General features: G+C 60.1%; 22 protein-coding genes. 12 read left to right on the plus strand and 10 right to left on the minus strand.

The genetic code is table 11. The features are described from left to right. Window positions 1-99 precede the first annotated feature (99 nt). A complete protein-coding gene (locus ACB039_RS02310) occupies window positions 100-1,947 on the minus strand; it encodes a DUF3413 domain-containing protein (RefSeq protein WP_371165035.1) in 1,848 nt (615 codons plus the stop codon). A 43-nt stretch (window positions 1,948-1,990) separates the two neighbouring features. Continuing rightward, a complete protein-coding gene (locus ACB039_RS02315) occupies window positions 1,991-2,218 on the minus strand; it encodes a DUF1414 domain-containing protein (protein WP_011705556.1) in 228 nt (75 codons plus the stop codon). A 73-nt stretch (window positions 2,219-2,291) separates the two neighbouring features. On the opposite strand from ACB039_RS02315, the gene yejK reads away from it, so the two are divergent. The 5 genes from yejK (at window position 2,292) to ACB039_RS02340 (ending at window position 8,758) form a co-directional block, all read left to right on the plus strand. Continuing rightward, window positions 2,292-3,341 carry a nucleoid-associated protein YejK gene (gene yejK / locus ACB039_RS02320; RefSeq protein WP_371165036.1) on the plus strand — a complete coding sequence of 350 codons (1,050 nt, stop codon included), beginning with the start codon at window positions 2,292-2,294 and terminating at the stop codon, window positions 3,339-3,341. 395 nt (window positions 3,342-3,736) lie between these two features. After that, window positions 3,737-4,918: a maltose/maltodextrin ABC transporter substrate-binding protein MalE gene (gene malE / locus ACB039_RS02325; RefSeq protein WP_005328161.1), complete on the plus strand. Its 1,182-nt coding sequence runs from the start codon at window positions 3,737-3,739 to the stop codon at window positions 4,916-4,918. Between the two features lie 75 nt (window positions 4,919-4,993). Then, entirely contained in the window at window positions 4,994-6,649 is a 1,656-nt protein-coding gene (gene malF / locus ACB039_RS02330; RefSeq protein WP_139751570.1) for a maltose ABC transporter permease MalF, read from the plus strand. Window positions 6,650-6,661: 12 nt separating this feature from the next. Next, window positions 6,662-7,552: a maltose ABC transporter permease MalG gene (malG, locus tag ACB039_RS02335; protein ID WP_025326477.1), complete on the plus strand. Its 891-nt coding sequence runs from the start codon at window positions 6,662-6,664 to the stop codon at window positions 7,550-7,552. A gap of 69 nt (window positions 7,553-7,621) precedes the next feature. Then, entirely contained in the window at window positions 7,622-8,758 is a 1,137-nt protein-coding gene (locus ACB039_RS02340; RefSeq protein ID WP_005328154.1) for an ABC transporter ATP-binding protein, read from the plus strand. A gap of 108 nt (window positions 8,759-8,866) precedes the next feature. Here ACB039_RS02340 and ppk2 read toward each other — a convergent pair whose 3' ends face one another. Further along, the gene (gene ppk2, locus ACB039_RS02345) at window positions 8,867-9,682 is read right to left on the minus strand and encodes a polyphosphate kinase 2 (RefSeq protein ID WP_371165037.1); all 816 of its coding nucleotides are present in this window, start codon (window positions 9,680-9,682) and stop codon (window positions 8,867-8,869) included. A 240-nt stretch (window positions 9,683-9,922) separates the two neighbouring features. On the opposite strand from ppk2, the gene ACB039_RS02350 reads away from it, so the two are divergent. Continuing rightward, a complete protein-coding gene (locus tag ACB039_RS02350; protein WP_371165038.1) occupies window positions 9,923-10,729 on the plus strand; it encodes an alpha/beta fold hydrolase in 807 nt (268 codons plus the stop codon). 70 nt (window positions 10,730-10,799) lie between these two features. Here ACB039_RS02350 and ACB039_RS02355 read toward each other — a convergent pair whose 3' ends face one another. The 3 genes from ACB039_RS02355 to ACB039_RS02365 all read right to left on the minus strand — a co-directional run bounded on the left by ACB039_RS02355 (window position 10,800) and on the right by ACB039_RS02365 (window position 13,188). Next, window positions 10,800-11,609, minus strand: a complete 810-nt coding sequence (locus ACB039_RS02355; protein ID WP_371165039.1) for a MipA/OmpV family protein — start codon at window positions 11,607-11,609, stop codon at window positions 10,800-10,802. A 185-nt stretch (window positions 11,610-11,794) separates the two neighbouring features. Further along, complete coding sequence (locus ACB039_RS02360; protein WP_317841120.1) at window positions 11,795-12,865, minus strand: AI-2E family transporter; 1,071 nt, start codon at window positions 12,863-12,865, stop codon at window positions 11,795-11,797. Between the two features lie 80 nt (window positions 12,866-12,945). Then, window positions 12,946-13,188, minus strand: coding sequence for a sulfurtransferase TusA family protein (locus ACB039_RS02365; protein ID WP_042648267.1), 243 nt, complete (start codon window positions 13,186-13,188; stop codon window positions 12,946-12,948). A gap of 130 nt (window positions 13,189-13,318) precedes the next feature. On the opposite strand from ACB039_RS02365, the gene ACB039_RS02370 reads away from it, so the two are divergent. Further along, complete coding sequence (locus tag ACB039_RS02370) at window positions 13,319-14,773, plus strand: M48 family metalloprotease (protein ID WP_371165040.1); 1,455 nt, start codon at window positions 13,319-13,321, stop codon at window positions 14,771-14,773. Between the two features lie 70 nt (window positions 14,774-14,843). Here the strand turns inward: ACB039_RS02370 and ACB039_RS02375 are convergent, their stop codons facing one another. Continuing rightward, on the minus strand, window positions 14,844-15,323 hold the full coding sequence (locus ACB039_RS02375) for a TlpA disulfide reductase family protein (protein WP_042648265.1): 480 nt from the start codon (window positions 15,321-15,323) through the stop codon (window positions 14,844-14,846). A 58-nt stretch (window positions 15,324-15,381) separates the two neighbouring features. Here ACB039_RS02375 and arsC point away from each other — a divergent pair, with 58 nt between their 5' ends. Both arsC and ACB039_RS02385 read left to right on the plus strand, forming a co-directional pair. Next, a complete protein-coding gene (gene arsC, locus ACB039_RS02380) occupies window positions 15,382-15,732 on the plus strand; it encodes an arsenate reductase (glutaredoxin) (protein ID WP_371165041.1) in 351 nt (116 codons plus the stop codon). Next, window positions 15,729-16,109 carry a DUF2069 domain-containing protein gene (locus tag ACB039_RS02385; protein ID WP_043130029.1) on the plus strand — a complete coding sequence of 127 codons (381 nt, stop codon included), beginning with the start codon at window positions 15,729-15,731 and terminating at the stop codon, window positions 16,107-16,109. Before arsC ends, ACB039_RS02385 begins: the two co-directional genes overlap by 4 nt. Window positions 16,110-16,184: 75 nt before the next feature. Here the strand turns inward: ACB039_RS02385 and ACB039_RS02390 are convergent, their stop codons facing one another. Further along, window positions 16,185-17,519 (minus strand): amidohydrolase family protein, encoded by a 1,335-nt coding sequence (locus ACB039_RS02390; protein WP_371165042.1) that lies wholly within the window; start codon window positions 17,517-17,519, stop codon window positions 16,185-16,187. Between the two features lie 183 nt (window positions 17,520-17,702). Further along, complete coding sequence (locus ACB039_RS02395; RefSeq protein ID WP_171269098.1) at window positions 17,703-18,323, minus strand: ACP phosphodiesterase; 621 nt, start codon at window positions 18,321-18,323, stop codon at window positions 17,703-17,705. Between the two features lie 438 nt (window positions 18,324-18,761). On the opposite strand from ACB039_RS02395, the gene ACB039_RS02400 reads away from it, so the two are divergent. Together ACB039_RS02400 and iadA are read left to right on the plus strand one after the other, a co-directional pair. Next, window positions 18,762-19,544, plus strand: coding sequence for an ABC transporter substrate-binding protein (locus ACB039_RS02400; protein WP_371165043.1), 783 nt, complete (start codon window positions 18,762-18,764; stop codon window positions 19,542-19,544). Between the two features lie 66 nt (window positions 19,545-19,610). Next, on the plus strand, window positions 19,611-20,741 hold the full coding sequence (gene iadA / locus ACB039_RS02405; RefSeq protein WP_371165044.1) for a beta-aspartyl-peptidase: 1,131 nt from the start codon (window positions 19,611-19,613) through the stop codon (window positions 20,739-20,741). A gap of 76 nt (window positions 20,742-20,817) precedes the next feature. Here iadA and ACB039_RS02410 read toward each other — a convergent pair whose 3' ends face one another. Beyond that, window positions 20,818-20,979, minus strand: a complete 162-nt coding sequence (locus ACB039_RS02410) for a hypothetical protein (RefSeq protein ID WP_371165050.1) — start codon at window positions 20,977-20,979, stop codon at window positions 20,818-20,820. 664 nt (window positions 20,980-21,643) lie between these two features. Between ACB039_RS02410 and ACB039_RS02415 the strand changes: the two genes are divergently transcribed. Then, on the plus strand, window positions 21,644-22,591 hold the full coding sequence (locus tag ACB039_RS02415; protein ID WP_371165045.1) for a hypothetical protein: 948 nt from the start codon (window positions 21,644-21,646) through the stop codon (window positions 22,589-22,591). The last annotated feature ends 54 nt before the right edge of the window (window positions 22,592-22,645 follow it).

Below are 22,645 nucleotides of genomic sequence, written 5' to 3' on the forward strand. Positions count from 1 at the left end.
GGGGAAGTGAGGTGTCCTGACTGGATCTTGAGGCAATAAAAAGCCCGCCGAGAAGGCGGGCTGATTGGAGCCGTCAGAGCACCTACGCCATCAGAGCATCTAGGGGGTGCGATAGAAGCGGTTGAGCTCGTTCATCACCTGGATCATGGCGCCCATGTCCGGGGTGCCGTGCTTGATGGGGCGATAGGTGGCGCGATCCAGCAGTTCGAAGTCACCCTGCTTGTTGAACTGGGTGATGGTGTTGTCCTGATAGATGGCAAAGTCATTCTGATCGCCGGCCAGCAGCCAGTTGCGCGGGCTGGTGTCGAACAGGCTGCGCCCCGTGCTGTAGTCCCGAGGGGGGTTGCGTACCCCCAGCATGCCCTTCATCAGGGTCGGCACCAGATCCAGGTGGCTACTTGCCTGCTCCTGTGGCTGGCTATCTATCCCAGGCCAGGCGAGCACCAAAGGAACCTGCACCTGATAGGGAGAGTAGTTGCTGCCATAGCCCCAGCTGTTGCTCTGGGTTTCGTTGAACTCCTGGCCGTGATTGGAGGTGATGACGACTATGGTCTGTTCGCTCAGCCCCCGCTGCTGCAGCTGGGAGAGCATCTGCTCCAGCAATTGATCGGTGTAGAACACCGAGTTCTTGTAGCGATTCTCCAGCTTTTGCAGGTTCTCGGGTCTATAGGCGGTGGCCGGGTTGAACCGGGTCAGCTCGGGCTGGAAGGGGCCCTTGAGGCTGGCGGGCACCTGATAATCTCCCGGGCTCGAGAGATAGACCAGGGAGAACCAGGGTCTGTCCGCGGTGCGGGTGCCAAGCCACTGCTGCCAGTCGCCGATGAGGCGAGTGTCATCACTCTGGCGGGAGACAAACACCTGCTTGCGCAGGCCGGCGAGCAGGCTCTGCTGATATTGCTTGGCGTCTTCCAGTGCACCGAACAGGCCGAACTGGTAGTCCTGGCGCAGCATCTCGTCGAACAGCACCGGCGGGCGCTTGTCGGCACGGATGTCGCCATAGTAGTGGCCGGGCAGCCCGTAGAAGAGGCCGAACATCCCCATGGCGTCATCGTTGCCGCCACTCATGTGGCGTCTGTAGTTGAGGTGCTGATCTGCATAGCGCTGCAGATTGGGCATGTTGATGTTGTTGAGCATGTCGGCCCGCAGGGAGTCGACCACCACCACCAGCAGGTTCTTGTGCTCGCTCGGCGCACTCACGCTGAGGGGGCGCAGGGGATAGAGCAGACGATGCTCGGCGCTGCCCTGGTTCTCGGCCTTTTTCTCATACTGCTCGAGATCGAGCCAGCCATGCTTGGCCAGGAAGCTTCGGGCTGTCATGGGGTAGGAGAGCGGGAAGTTGGCGCGCTGCATGGTGATGGGTTGATACAGGGTTGCATCGGCCCAGCTGTTGACCAGGTGAGTCAGCATGAAGCAGACCAGCAGGGCCAGCCCCACCTGATTGCCGTACTGGCGGCGCTTGCGCTTGTTGATCTTGCGCCACACATAGGCCGACAGCAGCAGTTGCAGCAGGAAGATGGTGGGCACGGCGACGAAGATGATGCTCCAGATCGAGCCCTCTTCGGTCTGGGCCTGATCCAGCAGCAGTTGCCACACCTGGCCATTCAAGTGGAACTTGAACAGCTGGAACACCTGGGTGTCGATGAGCAGCAGCACCTGCGCCAGGGTGGCGATGATGGTCGAGATGAAGCGCAGTGGCTTCTCCCTGGGTAGCACGAAGCTCAAGGGGAAGACGGTCAGCAGATAGGTGACGAAGCTCAGGAACGAGAAATGACCTATCCAGCTGATGATGAGATAGGTGACCCCGAGCGTGGTCGATGGCCAGCTGATGGAACCCAGATAGCGGGTCGCGATCAGCATGGCCAGGATGATGTTGAAGAAGGAGAACCAATGCCCCCAGGTGATCAGGCGAGAAACGTTATCACGATAGGGGTTGCCGGTTTCGACCATAATGATCCATCTGCTTGAAAAACATCAAATAATGCGAAGAAACTCAGTGAGCATCGTGGCGATGATCCACCGAGGCGGTGAGCGCCTGGATGTACTTCTCGGTGATCGCCTGACGCTGGGCCGGGGCCATACCGTTGATGATGTTGGTGGTCAGGTTGCCAAGCACCATGAGACTGAGATCCACCGGCGCCTTGTGTTTCTCCAGGGCGGTGATCAGGTCGTTCATCAGGGCGTCAAACTGCTCGTTATTGTACTTTGATACGATGGGCATAATCTTGGGTTCATCTCGGTTCAAAGCGCCTTATAATACTTCACCCTTTCGGCTAACACTATGGCTTTGTGACATGAGTCTCGATATCGACAAGATCATTCTTCACTCCCTGCGCGCCGGCAATGACGGTCAGCCGCACGCCGATACCCGCAGTCAGACGCTGCCTGCCGACGAGGCGGTGCAAGGGCTGATGGCAGAACTGCATCGCATCTACAACGGCAAGGGTGGCAAGGGCTTCGGCTTCTTTGCCGACCCGGAAGCCGACGTCGCCGAGCTGGCAGAAGGTGAAGAGGCTCCCAGACAGCCGTCACCGGCCTTTCGCATCGCCCTCGAACAGCTGCTTGGCGAGCAGACCGAATTCGTCCCCTTCTCTATTACCCTGACCCAGATGCTGGTCAAACAGTTGGTGGAGCACGCCTTGGACGAGCAGGGCGTGTTGCTGATTGCCAAATACAACTATGTCGGGGTCGATTATATGATGGTTGCCCTGCTGGAGGGCAAGGAGAGCGTCACCGTCAGTGAGGCGCTGGACCTGCGCCACATTCATTATCTGGATATCGGCAAACTCAACCTGGTGGCCCGCATCGATCTGACCGAGTGGAAAACCCAGCCAGACTCTCGCCGTTATATCACCTTCAGCAAGGGGCGGGTCGGCCGCAAGCTGGGGGACTTTTTCATGGACTTGCTGGGTGCCCGTGAGGGCATGGATGCCAAGGTACAAAATAAAGGCTTGCTGCAGGCGGTGGACGATTACTGCGACAGCCGCCAGCTCGAATCCGACGAGCGCAATGATTACAAGAAGCAGGTCTTCAAATATTGCACCGAGCAGGCCAGCGCCGGTGAAGAGATCGAAATCAAGGAGCTGTCAGCGGAATTGCCTGGCGATGGCGATCTCGATTTTTACAGCTTCATCGGCCAGGAATACGAGCTGGAAGATCGCTTCCCGGCCGATCGCTCCACCCTGCGCGGCCTGACCAAGTTTGTCGGCTCGGGTGGCGGCCTGACCCTGAGCTTCGAGCAGAAATTGCTGAACAGCCGGGTCTTCTACGATCCCCAGACCGACACCCTGACCATACGGGGCGTGCCGCCCAACCTCAAGGATCAGCTGCTGCGTCAGTCGTAATGTGATCTGCTTTCCACTTTTGGCAAAAAGACACCGCACTTCGCTGCGGTGTCTTTTTATTTAAGGGGGTAAGTCGCATCGAAACCAACTCGGTGCTTTGTTAACAAATTAAACAGAATAACCACCATGAAAGGGTTTTCAATGAGGTGAAAACCCTTTCATTCGTGTTTTTTTATTTCCATTTGGTTATTTAATTTCCATTTTTGGCGAGGAATATGCCAATAAATGGCGATAACCCCCTGAAATAAGAAAATGTTTTCAGAACTTTCTGGAAGAAAATACGTAATTGCATTTCAAAAATGCGAGTTGCGTCATGTGAGGCGGTGACGGCTTGGGATAATATTCATCTCGCACACAATGCTCTTACAGCGCGGAACTAATACAAGGAAAGGCTCATGAAAAAGAAATTGCTGTCATCCCTGATCGGTCTGGCTACTCTGGGCGTGGCTTGCTCTGCCACTGCCGCCATTGACGAAGGTCAGCTGACCATCTGGATCAACGGTGACAAGGGCTACAACGGCCTGGCCGAAGTAGGCAAGAAGTTCGAAGCCGAGACCGGCATCAAGGTGACCGTCGCTCACCCGGATCAGGTAGAAGTGAAGTTCCAGCAAGCCGCCGCCACTGGCAACGGCCCGGACATCTTCTTCTGGGCTCACGACCGTTACGGTGAGTGGGTCAAGGCCGGTCTGCTGGTGCCCGTGACGCCGAACGCCGCCACCAAGGCCAAGTTCGAGCAGTTCGCCTGGGACGCCATGGCTGTCGATGGCAAGACCTATGGCTACCCGGTCGCGGTGGAAGCCGTCAGCCTGATTTACAACAAGGATCTGTTGCCCAATCCGCCGAAGACCTTCGAAGAGATCGCCAAGATCGACGAAGAGATGAAGAAAAATGGCAAGCGCGCCATCATGTGGGCCTATGACACCCCCTACTTCAGCTACCCCCTGGTGGCTGCCAACGGTGGCTATGCCTTCAAGAAGACCGCCACCGGTTATGACGTGAAAGACACCGGCGTGGCCAACGCGGGTGCCAAGGCGGGCGTCGGCTACATCTCCGAGATGATCAAGTCCGGTCACCTGGAGAAGGGCATCGACTACGGTGTCATGGATGCCAAGTTCAACAAGGGCGAAGTGGCCATGATGATCAACGGCCCCTGGGCCTGGAGCAACCTGGACAAGAGCGGCATCAAGTACGGCGTAGCGCCGCTGCCCACCCTGAAGGGTAATCCGGCCAAGGCCTTCGTCGGCGTACTGGGTGCCACCATCAACGCCGCCAGCCCGAACAAGGATCTGGCCATCGAGTTCCTCGAGAACTACCTGCTGACCGATGCCGGTCTGGCACCGGTGAACGCCGACAAGCCGCTGGGTGCCGTGGCGCTGAAGTCCTTCCAGAAGACTCTGGAAACCGACCCCAACATCAAGGCCACCATGCAGAACGCCCAGAATGGCGAGCCGATGCCGTCCGTGCCTGAGATGAGCCGTTTCTGGTCTTCCTTCGAAACTGCCCTCAAGAACGTCACCTCTGGCCGTCAGAGCGTTGACGAAGCCCTGGATACCGCTGCCAAGCGCATCGTCCAGTAAGCACACACTACCCGGGAGGCCGCAACGGCCTCCCACTCTCTCCAATCTCTCTTGGCGCAATAAAGGTTAATTGGCATGGAAGTAGTACCTTCTATTGAATCCTATGCCGGTCCGAAGAAAGACAAGTACGTCTGGCTGAAGTGGACCATGGCGGCACTGATCGCAGTGCTTAATGGTTATGCGGCCGTGATGATGTATGCCAGCGGCGAGTGGGTGTTTGCCCTGCTCGATCTGGTGGTCGTTTCCGTCGGTCTCTATGTCTTCATGAACAAGAAGACCTATGCCCACCGCTATATTTTCCCCGGTGTGGCAGGCATGGTTGTTTTTATCATCTTCCCTCTTGCCTACACGATCGGCATCGCCTTCACCAACTATTCGGGGTCCAACTTGCTCTCCCTCGAGCAGGCACGGGATTTCCATCTGAAAAAAATCTATAAGGTGACCGGCGGTGAATTCGATTTCACCCTTCTGGGTGGTGAGAACAATCAGTTTCAGCTGCTGCTGCAACAGGACGACCAATCCTTTATCAGTCAACCCCTTACCTTGCTGAACAACAAGGCACGTGAACTGGCCGTCCGTGAGGGCCGGGTTCATGACGAGCCACAGGCTGTTCAGTTGCAACCCCTGAACGGGGAAGCGATCGACCAAGCGGCACCCATCCGTGCCATCGTCGATCACCGTACTCACCTGAGTGCTCTGGATCTGGTACTGCCGGATGGCAATATTCACCTGACCCTTAGCAGCCTGCGCAAGTTCGCGGCGCAAAAGCCCCTCTACACCCAGCTGGTGGACGGAGCCGTGCTCAAGCAGTCCGGTGTCGTTATCAAGGACGGCAACCTGCTGCGTGACAACCAGAGTGGCGAGCTGATGCTGCCTAACCCGGACACCGGCTTCTATCAGTACATAGATACTGACGGTCACTTCGTCGGCAAGGGCATAGCCCCTGGCTTCGTGGTGAGCGTGGGCTGGAAGAACTTCGTCCGCATCATGACAGACCCGGGCATCCAGGGTCCCTTCATGCAGATCTTCGTCTGGACCGTGATCTTCTCCGCCTGCTCCGTGGCCTTCACCCTGGCCATCGGCATGGTGATGGCCTGCCTGGTGCAGTGGGAGCAGCTCAGGGGGCGCGGTTTCTACCGGGTCATGCTGATCCTGCCCTATGCGATACCGGCGTTCATCTCCATCCTGGTGTTCAAGGGCTTGTTCAACCAGAACTTTGGCGAGATCAACCTGTTCCTGGAAGCGGCGTTCGGCATCAAGCCGGACTGGTACACCACCCCCTTCCTGGCCAAGGTGATGATCCTCATCGTCAACACCTGGCTCGGCTATCCCTACATGATGATCCTCTGCATGGGGCTGCTCAAGGCCATCCCGGAAGATCTCTATGAGGCATCCGCCATGGACGGTGCGGGTCCGGTACAGAACTTCTTCAAGATCACGGTACCGCTCTTGATGAAGCCGCTGACGCCCCTGTTGATTGCATCCTTTGCCTTCAACTTCAACAACTTCGTGCTTATCCAGTTGTTGACGAACGGAGCGCCGGACATCATAGGGGCCAGTACCCCGGCCGGGACCACGGATCTGCTGGTGAACTACACCTACCGGATCGCGTTCCAGGGCTCGGGTGGTCAGGACTACGGTCTGGCCAGTGCCATCGCCACCGCCATCTTCCTGATCGTCGGCGCGCTTGCACTGCTCAACCTGAAATTGTCCAAAGCGGACAAGCTGTAAGGAGGCTTCTCAATGGCTATCGTACAACCCAAATCAGTGAAATACCGGGTGTGGGCAACCCACCTGGTCATGTGGGGCTTCCTCGCACTGATCATCTTCCCGGTGATCATGGTTATCGCCATCTCGTTCCGTAACGGCAACTTCTCGGTGGGGGAGATCATCCCCTCCAATCCGACTCTGGATCACTGGAAGCTGGCGCTCGGCATGTCCATCACCAACGCCGATGGCAGCATCACGCCGCCACCGTTCCCAGTGCTGACCTGGCTGTGGAACTCCATCAAGATCGCGGGCATCACCGCCCTGATGATAGTGGTGCTCTCCACCACCTGTGCCTATGCGTTTGCCCGCCTGCGGTTCCGTGGCAAGCAGACCATCTTGCAGGGGATGCTGATCTTCCAGATGTTCCCGGCGGTGCTGGCACTGGTGGCCATCTATGCGCTCTTCAACAAGATTGGTGACTACATCCCCTGGTTGGGTCTGAACACCCACGGCGGCCTGATCCTGGCCTACATGGGCGGCATCGCGTTGCACGTGTGGACCATCAAGGGCTACTTCGAGACCATCGACTCTTCGCTTGAAGAAGCGGCGGCCATCGATGGTGCGACTCCCTGGCAGGCATTCAGGTTGATCCTGCTGCCCCTGTCGGTGCCCATCCTGGCGGTGGTGTTCATTCTGGCCTTCATCGGTTCCATCACCGAGGTGCCCGTGGCCTCCATCCTGCTGCAGGATGTGAACAACCTGACCCTGGCGGTCGGTGCCCAGCAATACCTCTATCCGCAGAACTATCTGTGGGGTGACTTCGCCGCAGCCGCCGTGTTGTCCGGTCTGCCCATCACTGTCGTCTTCCTCATGGCGCAGCGCTGGCTGGTGGGTGGCCTCACCGCGGGCGGTGTGAAAGGTTAAGGTTAATGGCCGGGGGAGCAGGCTCCCCCGGCCGTCACGATTTGCAAAGATTCAAGAGCGGAGCTCGTCATGGCTGAAGTAGTACTCAACAACGTTCGCAAAAACTACGATCCGGCGGTCCACAAGGACACGCTGCGCAACATCAACCTCGCCATCAAGGAAGGGGAGTTCATCGTCTTCGTCGGCCCGTCCGGTTGCGGCAAATCCACTCTGCTGCGGATGATCGCAGGGCTGGAAGACATCACCAGCGGTGAGCTGACCATCGGCGGTCGTTACATGAACGACGTGCCGCCGGTGGAGCGCAACGTGGGCATGGTGTTCCAGTCCTACGCCCTCTACCCGCACATGAACATCTACGAGAACATGGCCTTCGGTCTGAAGCTCAAGAAGATGGACAAGGAGAACATCCACAAGCGGGTAATGCGTGCCGCCGAGATCCTGGGGCTCGAGCCCCTGCTGGACAGAAAGCCCAAGGCCCTCTCCGGCGGTCAGCGCCAGCGGGTGGCCATCGGCCGTTCCATCGTACAGCAGCCGCAGGTGTTCCTGTTCGATGAACCCCTGTCCAACCTGGATGCCGCCCTGCGGGTCAAGATGCGCATCGAGATCGCCAAGCTGCACAAGGAGCTCAACTCCACCATCATCTACGTGACCCACGATCAGGTGGAGGCCATGACCCTGGCCAACCGCATCGTGGTGCTGAGCCCGCTCAAGGGTGAGGCGACCACCAACCTGGAGCAGTTCGGCACCCCGCTTGAGCTCTACCACAACCCGGACAACAAGTTCGTGGCGGGCTTCATCGGCTCCCCCAAGATGAACTTCCTGGCGGGCGAGCTGCTGGAGATAGGCGAGCAGGAGTGCGTGATCAAGCTGACCTCCGGCGACACCGTGCGTGCCCGGGTCGATGCCCGCAGCGGCGCGGTCGGTGACAAGGTGGAGCTGGGCATTCGTCCCGAGCACCTGGTACCGCTCGATCATGCCCATGCCGACAGCAAGGTTAGCGGCGTGGTGCAGGTAGCCGAGCACCTGGGTGCCGAGTCCTTCGTCTACATGGACGTGGATGGTCACGACTTCACCGTCAAGGCCAGCTCGGACGTGGACGTGGCCACGGGTCAGGAGTACAGCGTCGGCATTCCGGCGGAGGCTTGCTACCTGTTCGATGCCAAGGAGCAGGCGTTCCCCCGTACCGCCAGATATATCCGTACTTGATGATTTTTTTGCGTTGGTTTTCTTTAGTATTCAATGCCTTTTTGCCGGTCGAAAGACCGGCTTTTTATTGCCTGTCGTTTCGGTAATCGAGCCGGCAGGGCGCAAGGTTCAGGCTTCGAGATCGGCGGTGATGTCGGGCACGAAGGTCTGGCTGGTCAGGGGCGGGCGCTCATAGCCCTCGGTCTTGATGGGGGGCAGGGTGATGGGCTCGTAATGGATCGCCTCGTAGGGCACCTTGCCGAGCAGGTGGGCGATGCAGTTGAGGCGGGCGCGGCGCTTGTCGTCGGCATCGACCACGAACCAGGGGCAGTCCTCGGTATCCGTGTAGGTGAACATGTCATCCTTGGCGCGTGAATACTCCACCCAGCGGGAGCGGGATTGCAGGTCCATGGGGCTGAGCTTCCAGCGCTTGATGGGGGTGTTGATGCGCTCCTTGAAGCGCTTCTCCTGCTCCTCGTCACTGACCGAGAACCAGTACTTGATGAGGGTGATGCCGGAACGAGTCAGCATCCGCTCGAACTCGGGGCAGGCGCGCAGAAACTCGCGGTATTCGGCGTCGGTGCAAAAACCCATCACCCGCTCCACTCCCGCCCGGTTGTACCAGGATCGATCGAACAGCACCATCTCGCCCGCCGACGGCAGGTGGGCGGCATAGCGCTGGAAGTACCACTGGGTGCGTTCCCTGTCCGAGGGGGCGGGCAGGGCGGTGACCCGGCAGACCCGAGGATTGAGCGGCTCGGTGATCGCCTTGATGACGCCCCCCTTGCCGGCGGCATCGCGCCCCTCGAACAGCACCACCACCTTGAGTCCCTCCTGCTTGACCCACTCCTGCAGCTTGACCAGTTCTTCGTGCAGGCGGGCGAGGCTGTGCTCATAGGTTTTCTTGTCCAGACGCGGGCGTTTCTTGCTCTTTTCCTTCGGCATGGTCTTCTCCTGTTCGAGTCCTTTCTGTGGGTCGTCCCAGCTTGCCCCAGGGAGGCGCCACTGCCAAGGCCGACGTGTTACACTGCCGCCCCATCGCTGGCAGCAAGACAGAAGAAAACATGAGGCAATGTATGGCGATTGATACTGCCGCCTCATCAGCCGCTGGCAATAGAAAAAACATGAGGCAATGTATGGCGATTGATACTGCCGCCTCATCAGCCGCTGGCAACAGGAGATAACATGAAGCATTTTATGGAGATAGCGGGTCGCCGCATGGCCTATCTGGACGAGGGGCAGGGCCCTGTGCTGCTCTTTGGCCACAGCTATCTGTGGGACAGTGCCATGTGGGCGCCGCAAGTCGAGGCGCTCAAGGGTAGCTATCGCTGCATCGTCCCCGAGCTGTGGGGCCACGGTGATTCCGACGTGCTCCCTGACGGTGGCTGCACCCTGGCAACCCTGGCCCGGGATCACCTGGCACTGCTCGATGCCCTCCACATCGAGCAGTGCGTGCTGGTGGGGCTGTCGATTGGCGGCATGTGGGGCGTGGAGCTCGCGCGCATGGCGCCCAAGCGGCTCAAGGGACTGGTGCTGATGGATACCTTCGTTGGCTGGGAGCCCCAGATCCCCTGCGAGCGCTACCTCGGCATGCTGGCGATGATAGAGCAGCTGGGCACCCTGCCTGCCCCCGTCATCGAGCAGGTGGCGCCGCTCTTCTTCGCCCATGAGCCGGATCCCGCCCTGATGAGCGGCTTCAAGGCGCGGCTCGCCCAGTGGCCAGCGGACCAGGTGGCGAGTCTGGTGGCGGTGGGGCGCAGCTTCGTGACCCGGGAGGATCGCATCGAGTGGCTCGAAGAGATGGCGATGCCGAGCCTGGTGATGACAGGCTGCGAGGACAAGGCGCGCCCGGTGCTGGAGGGCTATCTGATGGCCGAGGTGCTGAACTGCCCCTTCAGGGAGATACCGGCTGCGGGCCACATCTCGACCCTGGAGAACCCCGAGTTCGTCAACCGGACGCTGGCCGAGTTCCTGGCCGGGTTGCAAGGGTGATGCATTGCCCGATAGCACAAGAAAAGGAGCCATGGGCTCCTTTTCTGTTATTCAGTCCTGCCGGATGGGGTTACCAGATATAGCCCACGCCGAAGCCGGCGTAGAGTTCGCCATCGTGCTGGACGATGGGGCTGTTGGCGATGTCGTCGTCGTAGCGTTCGTAGTTGGCGGCAAACATGCCGATCCAGTGGGGGCTGAAACGGTAGCTGGTGATGATGGCCACCATGGGGGAGAGGGTGGTGCCCGTGTCCCACTCGGGGCGTTGTGCCCTGGCCTCGCCCCCCGAGACGCCGCCAAAGTAGTAGTTCGCCATCTTGTCGCTGCGGATCATCATCCCCATGCCGGGCATGATGAGCAGCTTGTCCCGCAATATGGGGAAGTCGGCCCACAGCAGCAGCTCCTGGCCGTTGCTGCGCCCGGTCACATCAGTGCTGAGGCGGGTGCTGAGCAGGGCATAGGGGGTGATGAGGCTGGCGCCTATGCCCCCTTCCAGCTGCCACTTGCGCTGCTCCATGCCGGCCAGCTCGGGGGCATCGTCGGGATCCAGGTTGCCAAAGCGCATCCTGCCGTAACCGTAGGCGGCGAAACTGTCATCCTTGTGAAAGTAGTAGCGGGCCCTGTCCCCGAGAAACATGAACTGATCGCCGAAGTAGATGAAACCCGGTATCGCGAGGGCTGTGTCATCCTGGCCCTGATAGCGGGCATCGCCACCGATGACGGCACCGCCCAGCACCAGCCCCTTGGGCACCGGGCTGGTGGGGCTGTCCTGCACGAAGATATCGAGGGAGCCGAGATCGACCTCGGCCCGGGCCGGGGTGGCGAACAGCAGGGTCAGGAGCGCGCCAAGGGCGGCGCGGTGCAGGGGGCGAACAGGGGGCATGGACTGATCCTTCAGAGTCGGGGCTGGCAGAGCATACTGCCGATGACCTTGTCAGTGAAGCCTGTTTTTATTTGAAATTCAAGTCGATAGCGTCATGGTGTCCCGCCTGGATTCAGGCGGGAACGGAGTCTGTGGTCGACGAGATCGCGGCAATAACAGAAAAGAGGTGGCGGCTTCTCCCGTCATCAGGGGGCGGGGCGGGGAAGATCGTCCCGTTTGGGCCAGGCGTTGAGCACCGCTTTCACCAGGGTTGCCAGGGGAATCGCGAAGAAGACGCCCCAGAAGCCCCAGAGCCCGCCGAACACCAGCACGGCGATGATGATGGCCACAGGGTGCAGGTTGACCGCCTCGGAGAAGAGCAGGGGTACCAGCAGGTTGCCGTCGAGGGCCTGAATGACCAGATAGGCCACCATCAGCCAGGCGAAGTCCGGGGTCAGTCCCCACTGGAACAGGGCCACCATGGCGACGGGCACGGTCACCGCCACGGCCCCAATGTAGGGGATGAGCACGGAGAAACCGACCGCCACCGCCAGCAGCACCGAGTAGCGCAGCCCCATCAGGGCGAAGGGCACATAGGTCGCCACCCCGACGATGAGAATCTCGATCACCTTGCCGCGGATGTAGTTGATGATCTGGTCGTTCATCTCCACCCAGACCCGGTTGACCAGGGTGCGGTTGCGGGGCAGGAAGCGGCGCAGGCCGCCCATCAGCACCTGTTTGTCCTTGAGCATGAAGAACACCATCAGGGGCACCAGGATGGCGTAGATGAGGATGGCTACCACGTTGATGAGGGAGCTGAGCGAAGCGCTCACCAACTGCTCGCCGCCTGCCAGGATACGCTGGCGAATGTTGTCGATGATGGTCTCGACCAGGCTGACGTCGATGATCTCCGGGTACTTCTGTGGCAGGGTGCGCACAGCGTCCTGGGCATGGGCCAGCATGGACGGCGCCTCCTTGGCGAGGTTGACGCCCTGGCTCACCAGTGTGGGAATGAGGCCCAGCACCATCAGGGTGGTCACCGTGATGAACAGCAGCAGCACCAGGCTGGTGGCGAAGGTACGGGAGAGCCCGGTGCGTTGCAGCCGGCTGACCGGCCACTCCAGCAGGTAGGCCATCACCACGGCCACCAGCAGCGGCGCCAGCAGATCGCCGAACAGCCAGAGCACCGCGAAGCAGAACACCAGCAGCAGGAACAGGGTGACGGCATCGGGGTCGGAAAAACGGGTCTGATACCAGCGCTTCAATACATCTAACATCGAGGCTTCCTTGGTTTATCGGGTCATGGCGATGGAAAGGGTCGATCCGGTGTTGGTCCATATCATGGGCATTGGCACCATCATGATGGCCGGTTTTGGACGACGAGCCGCAGGGTGAGAGCTGCGTCTGACTCCTGCAGGCGCTGCACCTGATGGCCCTGCCGCAGCAACCAGGCCGGAATGTCTTGGCGGGAGCCGGGATCCTTGAGCAGGATCAGCAGGGATTGACCGGCCCGGGCGCCGCGCAACCAGAGCTTGAGCCGGATCAGCGGCTCCGGGCAGCGCCAGGGGGTCAGGTCGAGCTGTTCCCAGTGCGGTTCCATATCGGGGGAGGCTCCATGGTGCGTGATGGCCGTCATTATGGCCGCGATGGGAGGGCGAAACAACGCTTGTAGGCCTTGATGGGCAAGGGTATTCTGCCCCCGAGCACTTTCTGATGGAGATAGAAACACAGTGGCCCGCTTTTCCCCCTTGATGGCATCACTTCCCCTGCTGGTCTCCCTGATGGGCGCCACCTTCCATGCCCAGGCGAACAACCAGTTGCCCGACATCGGCACCGCCGGGGTCGCGGCCCTGCCCATCGAGCAGGAAGTGCGCTATGGCAACGCCTTCATGCGGTTCGCCCGGGCGGGCTTGCCCATCATCGATGATCCCGTGCTGAACGAATACATCGACGATCTGGGTCAGCGATTGCTCACCAATGCCGACGGGGTACGTTTCCCCTTTACCTTCTTCCTCATCAACGATCCCAGCATCAACGCGGCCGCCTTCCTCGGCGGGCGGGTCAAGGTGCACACCGGCCTCTTCCTCTACGCCGACAGCGAGAGCGAGCTGGCCTCGGTGCTGGCGCACGAAATCACCCACGTGACCCAGCGCCACATCGCCCGTTACATGGAGGCGCAGGCGAGCAGCTCGGCCATGACCCTGGCTGGCCTGGTGGGCTCCATCGCGCTTGCGGTGATCAACCCCACCGCCGGTATCGCCGCGCTGCAGACTACCCTCGGGCTCTCCATGCAGTCGGCCATCAACTATACCCGTGACAACGAATACGAGGCGGATCGCATCGGCATGAAGACGCTGTATGACGCCGGTTTCGATCCCATGGGCATGGCCAACTTCTTCCAGAAGCTGGCGGCGGAGTATCGCTACGCCAGCAAGCCGCCCGAGATGCTGCTCACTCACCCTCTGCCCGAGACCCGGATCAGCGAAGCCCGCGCCCGGGCGGGCAGCTATGGCCGCCGAGCCTTGCCCCCCAGTCTCGACTTCTGGCTGGCCAAGGTGCGCATTCAGGTGCGTTATGGCACCGAGAGCCCCCAGGCGCTGCTCACCTATTTCGACAGCCGCCTGCAGAAGGGGGACTACCCCCTCAAAGACGCCGCCACCTATGGCAAGGCGCTGGCCCTGTTGCAGCTCAAGCGCACCGACGAGGCCGATACCCTGATGCAGGGGCTGGCCGCCCGCCATCCGGAAGATCTGTTCGTGGTGGATGCCCTGACCGACATCGATCTCGCCAAGGGGCGCAGCGCCCAGGCCATCGCCCGGCTGGAGCGCTTCCGCACCCGGATGCCGGACAACGAGGTGGTAGTGGTCAACCTCGGCAACGCCTATCTGGAAGGGGGCAACTACCAGAAGTCCATCGCCATCCTGGACCCCTATGCCCGGGAGCACGACGAGAACAGCCTGGCCTGGAGCCTGCTGTCGGACGCCTATCGCAAGGCCGGCAGGATGACGGACCTGCACATGGCGCGGGCGGAGACCCTCTCCCTGCGCGGCGACTATCAGGCCGCCATCGACGAGCTGGTGGTGGCTCGCGGCACCACCAGCGACAAGCTGACCCTGGCCCGCATCGAGGCACGCATCACCCAGTTGGAGAGGGCGAAGAAGGATCTGGACAGCCTGAAGGGCTAGTCCGGTTCACCGCTCCTGTGACGAAACGGGGTGCACCAGCGATGGGGCACCCCGTTTCGTCATGGGGCCATCAGGGCTGTGCTGCAGCCCAGGCCCTGAGGTCGGCGAGCCTGTGTTCATCTATCTCTCCCACCAGTGTCTCCTGCAACCGGCCCTCGCCATCGAGCAGGTAGCTGGTGGGCAGCGCGCCGGGTCTGGGGAAGGGGAGGCTGGCTTCATCGAGGGGGACCATCAGGGGGACGGCTATCTGATGGCGCCGGGCCAGCTCGGCCAGCTCACCAGGGGAGGCGGGATCATAGTTGATGGCGATCACTCCAATCCGCCCCTCCCGGTGCAGCGCCGCGAGCAGGGGCATCTCCCGCAGACAGGGGGCGCACCAGGGGGCGAAGTAGTTGACCAGCAGCGGCTTGCCCGCCAGGGCGCTCAGGCTGATGCTCTTGCCCGTCTCGTCGGTGAAGTCGGGCGCCGGGCTGCAGGCCCCCAGCAGGGTCGCCACAATCAGCCAACAGATTCGTTTCATTTCCATATCCTTCCCGCTTACCCTGCCCATCCGTTTCCCCTACAATAGCGCCATTTGTTGTCCCATCTTGCAATATCAGGGAGTTACCATGAGCGAGACCCAAATCTATCACAACCCGCGCTGCTCCAAGAGCCGTGAAACCCTGGCCTTGCTGGAACAGCACGGAATAGCCCCGGAGGTGGTGCTCTATCTGGAACAGGCGCCGAGCGAAGATGATATCCGCACCCTTCTGGGTCAGCTCGGCTTTCGCGATCCGCGCCAGCTGATGCGCACCAAGGAAGATCTCTACAAGGAGCTGGGGCTGGCCGAGATGAGCGGCGATGCCCTCATTCGCGCCATGCACCAGCATCCGAAGCTTATCGAACGCCCCATCGTCATCAAGAATGGTCAGGCCCGCATCGGCCGCCCGCCGGAGCAGGTGCTGGAGATCCTCCAGTGAGCACCCGCTTCGCCCGTCTGCTGACCCTGGTCGGCTTCTTCGGTCTGCTGGGCTGGGTCATCCTGTGGCATCTGTGGCTCTCGCCCCATCCGGATCTCAATCCCTGGCTGCTGCCGGTGATCTGGACGGTGCCGCTGCTCTTCCCCTTGAAGGGGATAGTGCAGGGCAACCCTTACACCCATGCCTGGGGCAACTTCGTGCTGATGCCCTACTTCCTCCACGCCCTCACCCTGATCACCACGGATGAAGGGGAGCGGTGGCTGGCGGTGGTGGAGCTGGTGTTCACCACTCTGGCCTTCGTCGGCACCATCTATTACGCCCGCCTGCGCGGTCGTGAGCTGGGCCTGAGCATTCGCAAGAAGAAGGAAGATCGCTGAGCCGCTCTGCCGCTGGCAGTCGTGCAGCCCCCATCAAAAAGGCCCCTTTCGGGGCCTTTTTGTCATCCAGGGAGGTCAGAGCGTGTTCTTGTAGATCTTGCCGTCCTTCATGATCACCTTGAAGTGGTTGGCCGGATCGGCCACCAGGGAGAGATCCTTGAGCGGGTCACCGTCGATCAGCAGCAGATCGGCCAGTGCCCCGGCCTCCACCACGCCCAGCCTGCCCGAGTAGGGGCTGCGCGGGCCGGAGAGGGCCAGCAGCTCGGCGTTGTCATGGGTGGCCATCCTCAGCACCTCGGCCGAGGTATACCAGGTGCCCATCTTGGCCAGCATGGTGCCCTGACTGGCGGCGGCCTGGGCGCTGAACAGGGCGTCGGTACCGAACGCGGTCTTGATGCCGTACTTCTTGGCCATGGCATAGGCGTGGTCGGTGCCCTTGTACATCTCAAGCTGTTTCAGACGGTTGGCCGAGCCCTCCGGGAAGGGAGACTTGCGATCGTCGGTGAAGGGTTGCAGGCTCCACCAGACCCCCTTATCGGCCATCAGTCTCGCAGTGTCCTCGTCGAGCATCTGACCGTGGTCGATGCACTTGACGCCTGCCTCAATGGCCTGGCGCACCGCTTTCGGGGTATAGGCGTGCACGGTCACATAGGTGCCCCAGTTGTCGGCGGCCTCCACTGCGGCACGGATCTCCGGCACCGTGTACTGGGTCACATCGATGGGATCATAGTTGGAGGCCACTCCGCCACCGGCCATCACCTTGATCTGGGAGGCACCGAGGGCGAGTTGCTCGCGGGTGCGCTGGCGCACGGCATCCGGACTGTCGGCGACCATGGCCGCGTTGGCCCGCTCGCCGAAGGAGTATTGTCCCGCCAGTGCCGGCAGTTCGTTGGGCAGGCGGAAGTCGCCGTGGCCACCGGACTGGGAGATCATGGCGCCGGCCGGCCAGATACGCGGTCCATTGATCAACCCCATGTCGATCCCCTTCTTGAGGCCGAACACGGGGCCGCCGAGATCACGGGCACTGGTGAAGCCGCGCATCAGCATGTCGTTGGCCGCCCTGGTTGCCGCCACCGTGGTGAAGGTGACGTCGTTGGTCAGCACGGCAATCTGCGGCAGGGTGGCGAACATCAGGTGGGTATGGGCGTCGATGAGGCCCGGCATCAGGGTCTTGCCCTGGCCGTCGATACGCTGCACCTCGCCTTCCACCTTGATGCCGCCCTGGCTGATCCTGGTGATCAGGTTGCCTTCCACCAGGACGGAGGAGGGGGCGCTGAGGGCACTCCCCTTGCCATCGAAGATACGCACGTTTTCAAACAAGATGGCTGCATGAACCGGCTCGGTGGCGTGAACGGCGCCACCGGCCAGGAGGGCGCCGCACAGGGCGCTACAGAATAATCGCAATGACATGAAGAGGTCTCCTTGGGTCTTGAGGGGGCTGAGTCTAGCCCAGCCGCGCCCGTTCAGCCTGAGCCCGGGCTGAGCGGCATCGCCAGTCTCCTCCCTTTTTGGGTGCCATAAAAGACCCAGTCTGATCCAGCTTTCGTTTCCTCCCTTGCCCCGCCAGCCTTGTCTGAAACAGGATCAGGGCATCTAACCTGGGGGGCCTTGAGGATCCCTGGTGGCGCGGTAGTGGGCGAGCTGCCGCTCACTGAAGCAGATCAACGCGGGATAGAAGCGCAGAAACCCCCGTTCACACTCGTGCCAGCGGCCCTCATCCAGGGTATGGAGTGCCTCTCCCAGCAACAGGGGGCGACGCAGGCGGCGGCCGATGCCGTTGAGGGCCTGACTCAGCCCCTCCCGGTGCCGGTATGAGGCGATCCAGTCCTGCTCGGCCATCCGCCTGAGGGGCACCGGCAGGCCCTCCGGCAGACGGTGATGATCCGCCAGCAGTTGACCATAGCTCTGTTGCAGGAAGCGGGGCAGGGGTTGCGGGCTGAATTGCTGCCAGTGGCGACTCAGCCAGTGGTCGTAGAGCATGTCCACCAGGATGCCGCCAAAGCGGCGCCAGGGCGCCTCGAAGCTGGCGACCGCCGCCCTGTGCTCGGGGTGGGCATCGGTGAAGGCGTCTATCTTGCGGTGCAGCCAGATCCCCTCATCGAAGGGGGGTTCGAGACCCGTGGGCAGCGGCCCCTTGACGAAGTCTCCCAGCAGGTTGCCAGTGAGGGAGCTTCGGGTGTGGGCCGCCAGGTGAAGGTGCGCCAGGTAATTCATGGGATCAGGGTCGTGTGCAGATCGATGACAAGGTGCTCAGAGCCTAGCGGATCCACCTTCTGTTGACCATGGTCCGGGTTTTTGCAACGGACCTGCAACGCCCCCTTGCGGGGCAAATTTTGGGCGTGCTAAGGTGGCTGACATCTTTGTCACAGGACACGACAAACCATCATGATGCGCAAAGCCAGAGGCTTTTTTCTGGCCTTCTACTTCAAGCCTTTCTACCTCTCCGAGTGGTTCGACGAATAAGTCGAGGCCCCGGAGCAGTTCATTGACGCCCGCCGATCATTGATACCCGACGATCATTGATATCTGTCGATCATTGATACCCAGGGGGCTGATCTCGCTCATCCGCGTTTTGCCGTTTGTTGGCCATCGCTTGCCCACGCTTGCGATGCCTTGACCGCGCCTGTGCGCTTTCTATGTAATGGAGTACTCATGATGAATACCAAACTGACCCTGTCAGCCCTGTTTGCTGCCTGCCTGCTCACCACCCTCGTCACGGCCAAGGAGTGGAAAACCGTGCGTTTCGGTGTGGAAGGCGCCTATCCTCCCTTCTCCTGGACCGATGCCTCGGGGGAGATCAAGGGCTTTGACATCGATCTCGCCCATGCCCTGTGCCAGCAGATGGCCGTCAAGTGCGAGCTGGTGGCGCAGGATTGGGACGGCATGATCCCCGCCCTGTTGTCGCGCAAATACGATGCGATCATCGCCGCCATGTCGATCACCGACGAGCGGCGCAAGAAGGTGGATTTCACCGAGAAATATGCCCATATCCCCAACCGCTTCGTGGCGGCCAAAGGCACCGAGCTGGCGCTGACCCCGGCGGGGATAGCAGGCAAGCGCATCGGTGTGCAGCGCGCCACCACCCACGACAAGTACCTGACGGACAACTTTGGCTCCGATGTCACCATAGTGCGCTACGGCAATGCCGATGAAGCCTATCTCGATCTGAAGGCGGGTAGGGTGCTCGCCTTGCTGGCCGATGCCTCGGCCATCGATCAGGGGCTGCTCAGCAAGGCGGGCGGGGACAAGTTCGAGTATGTGGGGCCGGCCCTGACCGATCGCCAGTGGTTTGGTGACGGCATGGGGATTGCGGTACGCAAGGGCGATCAGGATCTCAAGGCCAAGTTGGACGAGGCGATCAAAACCCTGCGTGCCAATGGCAAGTATCAGGAGATCAACCAGAAGTACTTCAAGTACGATATTTATGGTGGTTGATGGGGGGAGGGAGCTTGCTCCCTCTCTTTTTTTGCAGCAAGAGGTGATGAAACAAGGAGATACCCCATGTTGACCCTGATCGAGGGTGCGGAAATTCATAGCCCGGTCCCGCTCGGCCAGCAGGATCTGCTGGTGGCCGATGGCCGCATCGCCTGGCTGGGGAAGGGGCTGACGGTTCCCCCTGACTGGCCGCTGGTGCGTGTCGACGGCCGTGGCCGCTATCTGGTGCCCGGGTTGGTGGATCCCCTGGCCCACATCACGGGGGGCGGTGGGGAGGGAGGCTTTGCCTTTCGCACCCCGGAGCTGGCGGCAAGGGAGGCGCTGAGTGCGGGGGTCACCACGCTGGTGGCGGCGCTTGGCACCGACAGCCTGACCCGCACCCCGGCCCAGGTGCTCGGCAAGGTGCGCGAGTTTCGTGCCGCCGGGGTGAGCGCTTACATGTATACCGGCTCCTATCACTTGCCGGTCAAGACCCTCACCGGGTCTGTGGAGTCGGACATCATGCTGATTCCCGAGGTGCTGGGGGTGGGGGAGCTGGCCATCAGCGATCACAGATCCAGCGCGCCGACGCATGACGAGCTGGCACGGCTGGTGAGCGAGGCGCGGGTGGCCGGGCTGCTCGCGGGCAAGAGCGGGGTAAGCTTCTTCCACGTCGGGGACGGCCGCGGGGCGCTGGCGCCGCTGCGAGCCCTGCGCGATGGCACCGACATTCCCCTGCGCCAGCTCTATCCCACCCACTGCAACCGCAACCCCTGGCTGTTTGCCGAGGCCATCGACTGGGGCCGGGCGGGGGGCTGGGTCGATCTCACCACCTCGAGCTTCCCCGAGCTGCTGGACGATGGCGAGCAACTGGCGGCAGAGGCGCTGGTGGCGCTGCTGGAATCCGATGTGCCTGCCGATCGCATCAGCTTCAGCTCCGATGCCAATGCCAGCCTGCCGCGTTTCGATGGCGAGGGGCGCCTCATCGAGTTGCGCTGCGGCCAGATTGCCAGCCTGTGGCAGGAGTGCGTCCGCGCCTGCGCCCTCGGGGTGTCGCTCGAGGTCGCCTTGGGGGTGGTCACGGCCAATCCGGCGCGGGCCCTGGGGCTGGCAGGCAAGGGAGCGATAGCGGTGGGGCAGGATGCGGATCTGCTGCTTATCGACCCGAATACGCTGGCCATCCAGCGGGTGATGAGCGGCGGCCAGTGGCGGGCTTGAAGCCAGTGTGCGTCCGTCAGTAAACAGAAAGCCCGGCACTGCTGCCGGGCTTTTTTCCACCTGGGGGGCGCCAGGCTCAGATGGCGAGGAATGCCAGTATCAGGATGGGGCCGAGCAGGCTCATAATGAAGCCCGAGACGATGGCCACCGGCACCACCTGGATGCCACTTCCTGCTTGAACTTGGCAGTGAATGAGCGACGTTGTTTTGCCATTGAACACCTTAGGTAACGGTGGCACCTAAAATGGTGTTCGGGATGATTAGATCACTACACTCGTTCAGCCGCTGTACTGGGCGCGTGAGGATAATACTGTCTTCATTCCGTGGTTGTGCAGCAAGTCACTGAAGAAACGCAGTGCTTCCTCGGGGAGCAGGGGCGTGCCACCAGCGCCTGAGTCTGGGTTTTGAACTCATCCCAATGGGACAGCCCACTCCCAGCGAGGCCTTCACTGCCACTGCATCAAATTGTGTCGAGCGGGGCAACTTGACGTTGAACTTTACCTCGCTTTGTTCAACGGTCCAGTCCATGCCGGGCGGCCTGGAGCCAGATGTTGAGAGATTGCTGCGGGGGTAACAGATTGCCGAAGTCATGCCCGGGTGTTTGGCCGGTGTAGGCTATGGTCTCGATAAGGTGAGCCATATTCCCTCCAAATGACGTGATATGCAGGGAAAATCCTACGTATTCATGGAGGTGATATATGACTTTCTTATTTTAAATTACGGAGATTTTAATAGTAGCTAATTAGGATGATATTTTTACACGCTAAAAGGATAAAAACGGTGGAAAAAGTTCACTGGTAAATTTAATCGTCAAAATTATAACCAAAATGCCAATTATTAAGATTTGGTGATTCATTTGTTGTTAGTATAGCTGGCCAGTCAATGTTAATAAAGATGAGAAGTATGCGTGTTTTGTTTTTTATATTTCTGTTTCTAACCTTATCGATAGCGTCGGCTACTGAGTTTTCATCCTCAGATGAGGTAGACCTCAATGAGAGTCGCAAACAGATCAGAGCTTTGCGCAAAGCTGAGCGGAATGCCACCATCCCGGCAGATGTACGCCCATCTATAACTCGGTCAAGTCAGTCAAACCAGCAGAGGCTGAATCGCAAGTGGGAACATGCATTACCTTTCTATGCGCAGAAGGCGATTGAGCTTGGATTTGATTTACCTCTACCGTTCTCCTTTTCCATTGTGCCAACTTATATGCAACAGGGGATTGGTTTTTCCGACTTGAAGCTGGCAATCCCCAGTCGTCCGAATATCGACTTTGATCGTTTAAATCTGGATGAGATCGATTTTGGTCATCCAGAAAGCAATACCCAGACATGGCAACTGAAACTCAGCTCGTGGGTTCTACCGTTTATGCAGGTCGGCGTACATGCCGGGCGTTTTGATGGAAGCTCAGACCTGGAAGTCACCATCCCGGATTCGGTGTTTAATCATATTAAGCAGGGTATCAAACCGATTCATTTTTCGCCAGATTTCTCAGGTTGGAATTATGGGGTAAGTACGAATTTTACCGCTGGTTTCGGTCAGTATTTTGGTGTTCTGCCGATCAGTTATACCAAGTCGGAAACTGATGATAAGCGAACCGAAAGTGTAGCTCTCCTGATTAGCCCGCGAATTGGTCGTTCATTTCACCTCAACAATCTGGGGTTGGTCAGCCCTTTTGTTGGTTTTTCTTATATGAAAGTGAAGGGATTTACGCAGCAAAATGAGCCGTTTGGATACAATGTCGCTTACAGTATTTCTTCTGAAAACGAAAATGAATGGGCAGGTGTGGTTGGGCTGCTCAGAGATCCCCTCATTTTTAGAGACTCAAATAATTCCAAGTGGGCGGGTATATAAGCGGTGTTGCTTCAGGTAGTAGATAAATTTATCCATCAACAAGACCGCATTGGC

It is taken from the genome of Aeromonas sp. S2(2024), from assembly GCF_041402505.1.
Classification (GTDB): Bacteria; Pseudomonadota; Gammaproteobacteria; order Enterobacterales; family Aeromonadaceae; genus Aeromonas; species Aeromonas media.

Coding starts and splice junctions, on each gene's coding strand:
- ACB039_RS02310 (WP_371165035.1), bottom strand. CDS start 1,947: ATGGTCGAAACCGGCAACCCCTATCGTGATAACGTTTCTCGCCTGATC.
- ACB039_RS02315 (WP_011705556.1), bottom strand. CDS start 2,218: ATGCCCATCGTATCAAAGTACAATAACGAGCAGTTTGACGCCCTGATG.
- yejK (WP_371165036.1), top strand. CDS start 2,292: ATGAGTCTCGATATCGACAAGATCATTCTTCACTCCCTGCGCGCCGGC.
- malE (WP_005328161.1), top strand. CDS start 3,737: ATGAAAAAGAAATTGCTGTCATCCCTGATCGGTCTGGCTACTCTGGGC.
- malF (WP_139751570.1), top strand. CDS start 4,994: ATGGAAGTAGTACCTTCTATTGAATCCTATGCCGGTCCGAAGAAAGAC.
- malG (WP_025326477.1), top strand. CDS start 6,662: ATGGCTATCGTACAACCCAAATCAGTGAAATACCGGGTGTGGGCAACC.
- ACB039_RS02340 (WP_005328154.1), top strand. CDS start 7,622: ATGGCTGAAGTAGTACTCAACAACGTTCGCAAAAACTACGATCCGGCG.
- ppk2 (WP_371165037.1), bottom strand. CDS start 9,682: ATGCCGAAGGAAAAGAGCAAGAAACGCCCGCGTCTGGACAAGAAAACC.
- ACB039_RS02350 (WP_371165038.1), top strand. CDS start 9,923: ATGAAGCATTTTATGGAGATAGCGGGTCGCCGCATGGCCTATCTGGAC.
- ACB039_RS02355 (WP_371165039.1), bottom strand. CDS start 11,609: ATGCCCCCTGTTCGCCCCCTGCACCGCGCCGCCCTTGGCGCGCTCCTG.
- ACB039_RS02360 (WP_317841120.1), bottom strand. CDS start 12,865: ATGTTAGATGTATTGAAGCGCTGGTATCAGACCCGTTTTTCCGACCCC.
- ACB039_RS02365 (WP_042648267.1), bottom strand. CDS start 13,188: ATGGAACCGCACTGGGAACAGCTCGACCTGACCCCCTGGCGCTGCCCG.
- ACB039_RS02375 (WP_042648265.1), bottom strand. CDS start 15,323: ATGGGCAGGGTAAGCGGGAAGGATATGGAAATGAAACGAATCTGTTGG.
- arsC (WP_371165041.1), top strand. CDS start 15,382: ATGAGCGAGACCCAAATCTATCACAACCCGCGCTGCTCCAAGAGCCGT.
- ACB039_RS02390 (WP_371165042.1), bottom strand. CDS start 17,519: ATGTCATTGCGATTATTCTGTAGCGCCCTGTGCGGCGCCCTCCTGGCC.
- ACB039_RS02395 (WP_171269098.1), bottom strand. CDS start 18,323: ATGAATTACCTGGCGCACCTTCACCTGGCGGCCCACACCCGAAGCTCC.
- ACB039_RS02400 (WP_371165043.1), top strand. CDS start 18,762: ATGATGAATACCAAACTGACCCTGTCAGCCCTGTTTGCTGCCTGCCTG.
- iadA (WP_371165044.1), top strand. CDS start 19,611: ATGTTGACCCTGATCGAGGGTGCGGAAATTCATAGCCCGGTCCCGCTC.
- ACB039_RS02415 (WP_371165045.1), top strand. CDS start 21,644: ATGCGTGTTTTGTTTTTTATATTTCTGTTTCTAACCTTATCGATAGCG.